Raw genomic sequence first — 11,737 nt, 5'->3', positions numbered from 1 at the left:
TCCTTCAGGCGGCTTTCACACCGGCCCTCCGGGCGCTTCGTTCTTTCGTGTTTCCAGCTTACCAGACGTTTTCCGCTCCGTTTTCCGGAGTTTCATTCATCCGATTTGCTTCGGCCTTTCGGCGCTCCCGAACTCTAGCAGAGTTTTTCGGGCCGTTTTCCGCGCTCCGTTCTCGAATTTCGTTCGAGAACTTCTGCCGGGGCCGTCCCGTGGGGCAACCCGGAGAACATTACGCACCGGGCTGCCCCACGTCAAACCGAGGTCAAGGGGTCGCGAGCCGAAGGCTCAGACCTCGACGACGACCGGCAGGATCATCGGTCGGCGGCGGTAGTTGTCCGCCACCCACTTGCCGAGAATCCGGCGGACGAGCTGCTGGACCTGGCGGACCTCCAGGACACCGTCGCCGGCCGAACGGTCGAGCGCCTCCTGCAGCTTGGCCGTCACGGGGGCGAACGCGGCGTCGTCGATACCCGAGCCACGGGCCTGGATGCTCGGGCCGCCCACGATCTTCCCGTTGGTGGAGTCGACCACCACGAAGCAGGAGATGAAGCCCTCCTCGCCGAGAATCCTGCGGTCCTTGAGCGAGGCCTCGGTGATGTCACCGACCGAGGAGCCGTCCACGTACACGTAGCCGGCCTGGACCTTGCCGACGATCCGGGCGACGCCGCCTTCCAGGTCGACGCAGACGCCGTCCTCGGCGATGACCGTCCGGTTGCGCGGCACGCCGGTGGCGATACCGAGATCGGCGGCGGCACGCAGGTGACGCCATTCACCGTGGACCGGCATCAGGTTGCGCGGCTTGCAGATGTTGAAGAAGTACAGCAGCTCGCCGGCCGAGGCGTGGCCGGAGACGTGCACCTTGGCGTTGCCCTTGTGCACGACCTTGGCGCCCCAGCGGGTCAGGCCGTTGATGACCCGGTAGACGGCGTTCTCGTTGCCCGGGATCAGCGACGAGGCCAGGACGACGGTGTCGCCCTCGACGATGCGGATCTGGTGGTCGCGGTTGGCCATCCGGGACAGCGCGGCCATCGGCTCGCCCTGCGAACCGGTACAGATCAGCACGACGTCCTTGTCCGGCAGGTCGTCCAGCTGCTTGACGTCGACGACCATGTTGCCGGGGACCTTCAGGTACCCGAGGTCGCGGGCGATGCCCATGTTGCGGACCATCGAGCGGCCGACGAACGCGACCTTCCGCTTGTACTCGTGCGCGGCGTCCAGCACCTGCTGGATGCGGTGCACGTGGCTCGCGAACGAGGCCACGATGATGCGCTTGTCGGCGTTCGCGAAAACGTTTCGCAGCGCGACCGAGATGTCGCGCTCGCTCGGGATGAAACCGGGGACCTCGGCGTTGGTGGAGTCCACCAGCAGCAGGTCCATGCCCTCCTCCGCCAGCTTGGCGAAGGCCGGCAGGTCGGTGAGGCGGCCGTCGAGCGGCAGCTGGTCCATCTTGAAGTCGCCGGTGGCGACGACCATGCCGGCGGGCGTGCGCACGGCGACGGCCAGCGCGTCCGGGATGGAGTGGTTGACCGCGATGAACTGGCAGTCGAAGGGGCCGATCCGCTCGCGGTCGCCCTCCTTGACCTCCAGGACGTACGGCCGGATGCGGTGCTCGGCGAGCTTCGCCTCGATCAGCGCGAGCGTGAGCTTCGAGCCGATCAGCGGGATGTCCGGGTTCTCCCGGAGCAGGAACGGCACGGCGCCGATGTGGTCCTCGTGGCCGTGCGTGAGGACGATGCCGTCGATCTTGTCGAGGCGGTCCCGGATGTAGGTGAAGTCCGGGAGGATCAGGTCGACGCCGGGCTGCTCGTCCTCCGGGAAGAGGACGCCGCAGTCGACGATGAGAATGCGGTCCCCGTACTCGAAGACCGTCATGTTGCGGCCGATCTCGCCGAGACCGCCGAGCGGAGTGATACGCAGGGCGCCCTGCTTGAGAGCGGGGGGTGCGCCGAGTTCGGGATGCGGGTGGCTCAAAAGACTCTCCTCACGGCGCACGCCATATGCCCGGGGGTCCTCCCCCGCGAGACATATGGCGTGCGTACTCAGTGTCGGTTTTTCCTACTGGGTCTGTGCATTCGCGCCTTCGGTCCGGTCCAGCGGCGAACCCGTGAGGGTCCGGCGAGCCGGGGCGCGCACGTCTGTGTCTGTTACAGGTCTACCCCGCCGGCGGCGAGATCCTTCTTCAGTTGCGCGATCTCCTCGGGAGTCGCGCCGACGAGGGGCAGCCGCAGCGGCCCGGAGGGGTGTCCCTGGAGCTCCAGTGCGGCCTTGGTGAGGATGACGCCCTGCGTGCGGAAGATACCGGTGAAGACCGGCAGCAGGCGCTGGTGGACGGCCGTGGCCTTGGCCACATCGCCGGACAGGAAGGCCTCGACCATGGCCCGCAGCTCGGCGGCGACCAGGTGTCCGACGACGCTCACCACACCGACGGCTCCGACCGACAGCAGCGGCAGGTTGAGGATGTCGTCGCCGGAGTACCAGGCCAGGTCCGAGCGGGCGATGGCCCAGGCGGCGGCGCCGAGGTCGCCCTTGGCGTCCTTGTTGGCGACGATCCGCGGGTGCTCGCCGAGCCGGACCAGGGTCTCGTGGCTCAGCGCGACACCGCTGCGGCCGGGGATGTCGTACAGCATGACCGGCAGGCCGGTGGCGTCGGCGATGTGCGTGGTGTGCCGGTACAGGCCCTCCTGCGGGGGCTTGCTGTAGTACGGCGTGACGACCAGCAGGCCGTGCGCCCCGGCGGCCTCGGCCTGGCGGGCCAGGTCGGCGCTGTGGTGCGTGTCGTTGGTGCCGACGCCGGCCACCACGTGTGCCCGGTCCCCCACCGCCTCCACCACCGCGCGGACGAGCCGGGCCTTCTCGGCGTCGCTGGTGGTCGGGGACTCGCCGGTGGTGCCGTTGACGACGAGGCCGTCGTTGCCCGAGTCGACGAGGTGCGCGGCGAGGCGCTGGGCGCCGTCGAGGTCGAGGCCGCCGTCGGCGGTGAACGGGGTCACCATCGCGGTCAGGACCCGGCCGAAGGGCGTCTGGGAGGTGGAGGTCGGAGCCATGCGTCCAAAGCTACTCGTAGGCGGTGGGGCGGTACCCAGGCCGGTCCAGGGTTCGGACAGGTGCGCCGCTCGGGCGGCCGCACCGGAGGCCGCGCCAACAGCGCGGACATGGGATTCCGGTGCTGCGTGCTCGGGGGTTCAAGCAGCACCGGAATCCGTGTTCACGAGCGTAGGGAGAGGTCAGAAATGCCGCAATCCAGACATGCTCGACACTCCGCCCATCTGCTCGTCTTCGCAGGTCAGGGGGCGACCCAGCCGTGCTTCTCGAAGGCCGCACGGGTGAGCGGCATGAGCTCGGCCCACCGCTCCTCCATCTGCTCGGCCACCATCTCGATCTCGCGCTGGGGGAACGACGGGACCGCCGAGTTCTCCCGCTTGGTGCGCAGCGACAGGAAGTGCATCAGCGAGCGCGCGTTGCAGGTCGCGTACATCGAGGAGAAGAGACCGACCGGCAGCACCGCACGGGCCACCTCGCGGGCCACGCCCGCGTCCAGCATCTCCTGGTACCGCTCGTAGGCCTCGCGGTAGGCGGCCTCCATCGAGGCGGTGACGGTCCTGTGCTGCTCCGCCGTGCCCTCGACGAACTCGTACCGGCCCGGGCGGCCCTGCTGGACCAGCTTGCGCTCCTCGGCGGGCACGTAGAAGACCGGCTCCAGCTCGCGGTAGCGCCCGGACTCCTCGTTGTAGGACCAGCCGCTGCGGTGGCGGTGGAACTCGCGGAAGACGAAGATCGGCGCGCTGATGAAGAAGGTCATCGAGTTGTGCTCGAACGGCGTGCCGTGCCGGTCCCGCATCAGGTAGTTGATCAGGCCCTTGGACTTCTCCGGGTCCTCCTGGAGCGCCTCCAGGGACTGCTCCCCCGCCGTCGAGACCCGGGCCGCCCAGATGACGTCCGAGTCGGCGGCGGCGCTGCGGACCAGGTCCACGGTCACGTCGCTGCGGAACTGGGGGGCCGTCGTGCGGTCGCTCACGCGTTACTCCTCGCGGATTCGGTGGTGCCGGTGGTGCCGGTGGTGCCGGTGGTACTGGTCGCGCCCGCGGTGCGGTGCAGCCGGATCGCGTGCTGCATGGTCTTGCGGGCGCGCGGCACGTCGCCCGCGTCGGCGTACGCGACCGCCAGGCGGAAGAAGACCCGCCAGTCCCCCGGGGCCGCCTCGGCCTCGGCCCGGCGACGGGCGAACACCGCATCGGCCGAGGCGCGGTCGATCCGCCCGCCGGTGGTGCGCTTCAGCTCGTCGACCGGCAGGCCGCCCTCGGCCTCCAGCTCCTTGGCGAGCCGCTCGCTGTACCGGCCGAAGCGGACCGTCTGGCGCAGGAACCAGACGCCGATCACCGGGACGACGAAGGCGCAGAGGCCCAGGCCGATGCCCAGCGGCTTGCCGGTGGCGAGCAGCTGGACACCCTCGCCCACGCAGACCAGGGCGACCAGCAGCAGGACGCCGGAGAGGACGAAGAAGCCGGTACGGGAGGTCACGACGCGCTCCGGGGGGCGGACACGGTCACAGGTCCAGGAAGTGTTCGAGGCCGAGGGTCAGCCCGGGCGTCTCCACGACCTTGCGCACGCCGAGCAGGATGCCCGGCATGAAGCTGCTGTGGTGCAGCGAGTCGTGGCGGATGGTGAGGGTCTCACCGGTGTCCCCGAACATCACCTGCTGGTGGGCGAGCAGGCCGCGCAGCCGGACGGCGTGCACGGGCACGCCGTCCACGTCGGCGCCGCGGGCGCCGGGCAGGCCGTGCGTGGTCGGGTCCTGCTGCGGCGGCCGGCCGGCCTCGGCGCGGGCGGCGGCGATCAGCTGGGCGGTGCGGGTGGCGGTGCCACTGGGCGCGTCGGCCTTGTGGTCGTGGTGCAGCTCGACCACCTCGACCGACTCGAAGTACCGGGCCGCGGTCTGGGCGAACTTCATGCCGAGCACGGCGCCGATGGAGAAGTTCGGCGCGATCAGCAGGCCGAGCTCCGGTGCCCCGTCGAGCCGGCCGCGGACGGTGGCCAGCCGCTCGTCGGTCCAGCCGGTGGTGCCGGTGACCACGTGGATGCCGTGCTGCAGGCAGTAGTCGAGGTTGTCCATCACGGAGTCGGGATGGGTCAGCTCGACGGCGACCTGCACGCCGGCGTCGGTGAGCTCGGAGAGCTCCGACCCCCGCCCGAGGGTGGCGACCAGCTCCAGGTCCGGGGCGGCCTCGACGGCCTTGACGGCCTCCGAGCCGATCCGCCCCTTGGCGCCGATCACGGCGACACGCAGCGTCATGGTGAGATGTCCCTTCAGACCAGCAGGTCGGCGAGCCGGGCGGCCCGCTTGTCGTTGATCGGACCGATCAGCGCGAGCGACGGCCGGTGGGCACCCAGCACATCACGGGCCACGGCGTGCACGTCGTCCAGGGTCACGGCCGCAATCTTCGCCAGCATCTCGTCCACCGACAGGTGGTGGCCGTAGCTGAGCTCCGCCTTGCCGATCCGGTTCATCAGCGAGCCGGTGTCCTCCATACCGAGCACGGTGGAACCGGAGATCTGGCCGACGGCGCGGTGCAGCTCCTCCTCGGTGATGCCCTCGGCGACCACCTTGGCGAGCTCCTCGCGGCAGATCCGCAGCACCTCCTCGACCCGCTTGGGCTGGCAGCCGGCGTAGATGCCGAACAGGCCGCTGTCCGCGTACGAGGAGGAGTAGGAGTAGACCGAGTACGCCAGGCCGCGCTTCTCGCGGACCTCCTGGAAGAGCCGCGAGCTCATGCCGCCGCCGAGGGCCGCGTTGAGCACGCCCATCGCCCAGCGGCGCTCGTCGTGCCGGGGCACACCGGGCACGCCCAGCACCAGGTGGGCCTGCTCGGTGGTGCGCTGGAGCACCTCCACCCGGCCGGCGGTGCGCAGCGCCTTGACGCCGCGCCGGGCCTCGGCGGGGGCGGCCTCGGAGCGGGCCAGCAGCGGGGCGAAGGCCTGCTCGACCTGCTTGACGACCTTGCGGTGGTCGAGGTTGCCGGCCGCGGCGACGACCAGGTGCTCGGGCTTGTAGCGGCGGTGGAAGAAGCCGGCGATCTGGTCGCGGGTGAGCGACCGGACGGTCTCCTGGGTGCCGAGGATCGGGCGGCCGAGCGGGCCGGTGCCGAAGATCACCTTGGCGAAGAGGTCGTGGACGACGTCACCGGGATCGTCCTCGGCCATCGCCATCTCCTCCAGGATGACGCCGCGTTCGGCCTCGACGTCCTCCGGGCGGATCAGGGAGCCGGTGAGCATGTCGCAGACCACGTCGATGGCCAGCGGGAGGTCGGTGTCGAGCACCCGCGCGTAGTAGCAGGTGTTCTCCTTCGCGGTGAAGGCGTTCATCTCGCCGCCGACCGCGTCCAGGGCGGCCGAGATGTCCAGCGCGCTGCGCCGCTCGGTGCCCTTGAAGAGCAGGTGCTCCAGGTAGTGGGTGGCGCCGTTGAGCTGCGGGGTCTCGTCACGCGAGCCGACGCCGACCCAGATGCCGAAGGTCGCGGAGCGCACCGTCGGCAGGGTCTCGGTGACGACGCGCAGGCCGCCGGGGAGGACGGTGCGGCGCACCGTGCCGGCGCCGTCCGCGCCCTTGAGCAGGGTCCGGGTCGTGCCGGGGCGCTGCTTCGCCGCCGGGGCCTGGGCCACGGTGGTACCTCCGTAGAAAGCAATCCGTAGAGAGCATGGGGAGCGGGACAACAGGGTGCGGCCCGCACGCCGACGGGGGCGTGCGGGCCGCTGGGTCAGCTAGCGGCGCTTCACTCGGAAGCGGCCTCGCCGGCCTCTTCGCCCTCGACGACCGGGATCAGGGAGAGCTTGCCGCGCGGGTCGATCTCGGCGATCTCGACCTGCACCTTGGCGCCGACGCCGAGGACGTCCTCGACGTTCTCGACGCGCTTGCCGCCGGCCAGCTTGCGGATCTGCGAGATGTGCAGCAGACCGTCCTTGCCCGGCATGAGCGACACGAAGGCACCGAAGGTCGTGGTCTTGACCACGGTGCCCAGGTAACGCTCTCCGACCTCCGGCATGGTCGGGTTCGCGATCTGGTTGATCGTGGTGCGGGCGGCCTCGGCGGCCGGGCCGTCGGCGGCACCGATGTAGATGGTGCCGTCGTCCTCGATCGTGATCTCGGCGCCGGTGTCCTCCTGGATCTGGTTGATCATCTTGCCCTTGGGGCCGATGACCTCACCGATCTTGTCCACCGGGATCTTGATGGTGATGATGCGCGGCGCGTTCGGGGACATCTCGTCCGGGGAGTCGATGGCCTCGTTCATCACGTCGAGGATGTGCAGGCGGGCGTCGCGGGCCTGCTTCAGCGCGGCGGCGAGCACCGACGCCGGGATGCCGTTGAGCTTGGTGTCCAGCTGCAGGGCGGTGATGAAGTTGCGGGTACCGGCGACCTTGAAGTCCATGTCGCCGTACGCGTCCTCGGCACCGAGGATGTCGGTGAGGGTCACGTAGTGGGTCTCACCGTCGATCTCCTGCGAGATCAGGCCCATGGCGATACCGGCGACGGCGGCCTTCAGCGGCACACCGGCGTTCAGCAGCGACATGGTCGAGGCGCAGACCGAGCCCATCGAGGTGGAGCCGTTGGAGCTCAGCGCCTCGGAGACCTGGCGGATGGCGTACGGGAACTCCTCGCGGGTCGGCAGGACCGGCAGGATCGCCCGCTCGGCGAGCGCGCCGTGGCCGATCTCGCGGCGCTTTGGCGAACCGACGCGGCCGGTCTCGCCGACCGAGTACGGCGGGAAGTTGTAGTTGTGCATGTAGCGGCGACGCGTCTCCGGGGAGAGCGTGTCCAGCTGCTGCTCCATGCGGAGCATGTTCAGCGTGGTGACACCCAGGATCTGGGTCTCGCCGCGCTCGAACAGGGCCGAGCCGTGCACCCGCGGGATGGCCTCGACCTCGGCGGCCAGGGTGCGGATGTCGGTGACACCGCGGCCGTCGATGCGGACCTTGTCCTTGATGACGCGCTCGCGGACGGTCTTCTTGGTCAGCGCGTTGTAGGCGGCGCTGATCTCCTTCTCGCGACCCTCGAACTCGGGCAGCAGCTTCTCGGCGGCCAGCGCCTTGACGCGGTCCAGCTCGTTGTTGCGCTCCTGCTTGCCCGCGATGGTGAGGGCCTGCGCCAGCTCGTCCTTGACGGCGGCGGACAGCGCGGCGAGCACGTCGTCCTGGTAGTCCAGGAAGACCGGGAACTCGCCGGTCGGCTTGGCAGCCTGGGCGGCCAGCTGGGCCTGGGCGGCGCAGAGCACCTTGATGAACGGCTTGGCGGCGTCCAGACCGGCGGCGACGATCTCCTCGGTCGGCGCCTCGGCGCCGCCCTCGACGAGCTTGATGGTCTTGTTCGTGGCCTCGGCCTCGACCATCATGATCGCGACGTCGCCGTCCGGCAGGGTGCGGCCGGCCACGACCATGTCGAAGACGGCCGACTCCAGCTCGCTGTGGGTCGGGAAGGCCACCCACTGGCCGTTGATCAGGGCGACGCGCACGCCACCGATCGGGCCGGAGAACGGCAGGCCCGCCAGCTGGGTGGAGGCGGAGGCGGCGTTGATGGCCACCACGTCGTACAGGTGGTCCGGGTTGAGCGCCATCACGGTGACGACGACCTGGATCTCGTTGCGCAGGCCCTTGACGAAGGACGGGCGCAGCGGGCGGTCGATCAGGCGGCAGGTGAGGATCGCGTCCTCGGAGGGCCGGCCCTCACGACGGAAGAAGGAGCCGGGGATGCGGCCGGCGGCGTACATCCGCTCCTCGACGTCCACCGTCAGCGGGAAGAAGTCGAAGTGCTCCTTCGGCTGCTTGGACGCGCTGGTCGCCGACAGCACCATGGTGTCGTCGTCCAGGTAGGCCACGGCGGAGCCGGCGGCCTGACGGGCCAGACGGCCGGTCTCGAAGCGGATGGTACGGGTGCCGAAGGAACCGTTGTCGATCACGGCCTCGGCGTAGAACACGTTCTCTTCCACCTGGAAGATCTCCTCTTTCGTACGTTCTCCGGGAGAGCGTCCCCGCGCATCGTCTGCCGGGGGCCCCTGGCCCTCTTTCGCAGAGGGGGGCAGTCGGGCCGGTCTTCGATCGAAGCCTCCGGTGCGCCCCGCTTCGGTCTGCGGGGCTTCCGGCGGCCACTACCGAGGACCGGCGCCTCTCGACTGGCCGGGTCCGGGTTGGCGGTCCGCGTCTGGACGCTCTCTCGGATGCGGGCGGCTTCCGTTTGAAGCCTTCGTCCCGCGGGGGGTCTGGGGTCTTTCTGCCTGGGTGGCGCTCGACAGCGCCATCACCGGCATTTCCCACAACCCTACGGTGCAATCCTCGGGCACCTGGGGAGGTGCGCGCGAGTTGTTATGTTCGGGCGCCGCCAGGGGCGCCCCGGGCCATCGGCCGCAGCATACGCGCGAGGGGCGGCCCCCCGGTGTGGGGAGCCGCCCCGAGCGGCGGTCTTAGCGGGCGCCACCGGCGGCACCGCGGCGGATGCCCAGGCGGTCGACGAGCGTACGGAAGCGCTCGATGTCCTTCTTGGCCAGGTACTGCAGCAGACGGCGACGCTGGCCGACCAGGATGAGCAGGCCACGGCGCGAGTGGTGGTCGTGCTTGTGGACCTTGAGGTGCTCGGTCAGGTCCGCGATGCGGCGGGAGAGCATGGCGACCTGGACCTCGGGGGAGCCGGTGTCGCCCTCCTTCTGGCCGAACTCGGCGAAGATCTGCTTCTTGACGTCAGAGGCGAGAGCCACGTGCAACTCCTTCGAAGTGATACCAAGCGGTCCTGGTCTACGGCACAGGACTCTGTGAGAACTCGGTGTCGTGACGGGCGCGGCCGGCGGTCGGCGCCCCCGACGGGGGCGGACACACGGCTGCGCTCGAAGGCCAAGCGTACCAGTGCCGGTGATCCCGCCCGACGACGGCCGGTGCCCGGCAGGACGGGGCGGGTCAGCCGGTGGCTCCGCGCACCAGCCGGTAGACGTCGAGGACCGCCAGCACCAGCGGGACCAGCGCCATCAGGGTCAGGCTGTCGACCAGGTCCAGGATCCGCCCCCAGAACGGGGAGACGCCGAGCCGGGGCACCACCAGGGCGATCGCGACGAGGACCGCGGCGCCGAAGGCGATCGAGGCGGTCAGCCAGACGGTGCGCAGGTCCGCACCGGTGGAGCCGACACCCGCGCGGAGGACGAACTGCGGGGTGTGCAGGGCGAGTCCGACGACCAGTAGGGAGAGTCCGGACAGGCCGGCCACGGTCAGGCCGAGGACCTGCGCGCTGTAGCGGAAGAGCCGGGCCCGGAGCATGGTGGCGAGCCCGAGGGCGAGGGCGAGCAGTTCGGGGAAGGTCCCGTCGGTGAAGCCCAGCACCGCGCAGGCGCCGACGATCACCGCGGCGCAGCCGCCGACCAGGCCCACCAGCACCTCGTGGCCGCGGCGGGCCTGGTGGGCGATCCGCTCGTACTGCACCAGTTCGGCGCGGTCGGCCTCCTCGTCGTGGTCGCGGCTGCGCGTGCGGGCCTGGCCGGGGGCGCTGAATCCGACGGGCAGCCGGGCGAAGCGGGCGGAGAGGCCGGGCAGGAAGCCGATCACGGCGACGGCGGTGACCCCGGTGACGGCGGCGATGTGGTCGGCCGGGGTGTCGGGCAGCAGGACGGCCGCGAAGGCGGCGAGCGCACCGGCGGCGGACAGGAAGGCGGCCGCGACGAACAGCGCGTCCTTCTCGGGCAGCAAACCGACCAGCAGGACGGCGACGACCAGGACGGTCACGCAGCCGGTGAGGAAGTGGAGCCGGCCGGGGCCCTCCAGGGGCGCGGCCGGGGCGAGGATCCCGCTGCCGGCGATCATGGCGTGCGGAAGGGCGCCGAGGCCGAGCGCGAGACCGGCCCAGGCGTCCCGGTAGACCCGGGCCCGCACGCCGGCGAAGGCGGTGAGCACGACGGCGACGACGCCGGAGAGCACGCCGGGCAGGCCGTGCATGTCGTGACGCAGGTCGGCGAACCAGAGCACGAAGCCGAGCAGGGCGAGCAGCACGCCCGCGCCGGTCAGGCCGAAGGCCCGCATCAGTTCGGGGCTCCAGAACCGGCGGTCGGTCTCACCGGCGGTGGCGATGGCGTCGGCGACGTCGTCGTAGACGGCGGGGGGCAGCGACTCCGCGAACGGGCGGAGGCTGAGCAGGTCGCCGTCGCGCACCTGCTGGGCGGCGAGCGACAGGCTGCCGTCGAGGACGGTGCCGTCGCGGCGGACGAGGTGGAATCCGGTGGGGGCGCCGTCCGGCCGGGTCTGGTGGGAGAGCCGCAGCACCTCGGGATACACGTCCGCGAGCGGGATGTCCTCGGGCAGGGCGACGTCGATCCGGCTGTCCGGGGCGACGACGGTGACCCGGCAGAAGCCGGTGGTGGCAGAGGTGTTCATGACCCGGACCTCGCGTTCGCTCGACGCACTGGGCGCTCCCCCTCGTCGGCCCTGCCGACCTGCTGACCTTGCCGGTTCCGCTGATGGTTCTGCCGGTGATTCCGTCGGCGTTTCCGTCGGCGTTTGCGTTGACGTTTCCGTCGGCGTTTGCGTTGACGGCGCGCCGTGCGCCGGCGGCCGGTTCGACCCGGTTCCGATCGCGGCCTGCGATCGGAACCGGTCCACCCGGGACGCACGTTGACGAAGCGTCACTTTACCGTCCGGCTCGCGCCCGTCCTCGACGCAGGGCGGCGGACGGGTGGGCGGACGGCGGTGTGGCGGGGCGGGGCGCCCAGTAGGATCG

9 protein-coding genes are annotated in these 11,737 nt (G+C 70.7%); all 9 read right to left on the bottom strand.

The annotated features are described in order from the left end of the window. Window positions 1-285: 285 nt before the first annotated feature. Window positions 286-1,971: a ribonuclease J gene (locus ACFWIC_RS33255; protein WP_329877570.1), complete on the bottom strand. Its 1,686-nt coding sequence runs from the start codon at window positions 1,969-1,971 to the stop codon at window positions 286-288. A gap of 173 nt (window positions 1,972-2,144) precedes the next feature. Then, complete coding sequence (dapA, locus tag ACFWIC_RS33250; protein ID WP_329877568.1) at window positions 2,145-3,044, bottom strand: 4-hydroxy-tetrahydrodipicolinate synthase; 900 nt, start codon at window positions 3,042-3,044, stop codon at window positions 2,145-2,147. Window positions 3,045-3,283: 239 nt separating this feature from the next. Beyond that, window positions 3,284-4,015, bottom strand: coding sequence for an FAD-dependent thymidylate synthase (thyX, locus tag ACFWIC_RS33245; RefSeq protein ID WP_380520725.1), 732 nt, complete (start codon window positions 4,013-4,015; stop codon window positions 3,284-3,286). Continuing rightward, window positions 4,012-4,518, bottom strand: coding sequence for a hypothetical protein (locus ACFWIC_RS33240; protein ID WP_380360658.1), 507 nt, complete (start codon window positions 4,516-4,518; stop codon window positions 4,012-4,014). The genes thyX and ACFWIC_RS33240 overlap by 4 nt, the downstream gene beginning before the upstream one ends. A 25-nt stretch (window positions 4,519-4,543) precedes the next feature. Next, complete coding sequence (dapB, locus tag ACFWIC_RS33235) at window positions 4,544-5,290, bottom strand: 4-hydroxy-tetrahydrodipicolinate reductase (RefSeq protein ID WP_329877562.1); 747 nt, start codon at window positions 5,288-5,290, stop codon at window positions 4,544-4,546. Between the two features lie 14 nt (window positions 5,291-5,304). After that, window positions 5,305-6,681 carry a M16 family metallopeptidase gene (locus ACFWIC_RS33230; protein WP_380360661.1) on the bottom strand — a complete coding sequence of 459 codons (1,377 nt, stop codon included), beginning with the start codon at window positions 6,679-6,681 and terminating at the stop codon, window positions 5,305-5,307. An 86-nt stretch (window positions 6,682-6,767) separates the two neighbouring features. Continuing rightward, a complete protein-coding gene (locus ACFWIC_RS33225; protein WP_329877558.1) occupies window positions 6,768-8,975 on the bottom strand; it encodes a polyribonucleotide nucleotidyltransferase in 2,208 nt (735 codons plus the stop codon). Between the two features lie 471 nt (window positions 8,976-9,446). Further along, window positions 9,447-9,737, bottom strand: coding sequence for a 30S ribosomal protein S15 (gene rpsO / locus ACFWIC_RS33220; RefSeq protein WP_329877556.1), 291 nt, complete (start codon window positions 9,735-9,737; stop codon window positions 9,447-9,449). Between the two features lie 196 nt (window positions 9,738-9,933). Further along, complete coding sequence (gene eccD / locus ACFWIC_RS33215) at window positions 9,934-11,394, bottom strand: type VII secretion integral membrane protein EccD (protein WP_380520724.1); 1,461 nt, start codon at window positions 11,392-11,394, stop codon at window positions 9,934-9,936. Window positions 11,395-11,737: the final 343 nt, after the last annotated feature.

The organism is Kitasatospora sp. NPDC127035 (assembly GCF_042726075.1).
Taxonomy (GTDB): domain Bacteria; phylum Actinomycetota; class Actinomycetes; order Streptomycetales; family Streptomycetaceae; genus Kitasatospora.
This window is presented reverse-complemented; position numbering and strand designations above follow the sequence as displayed.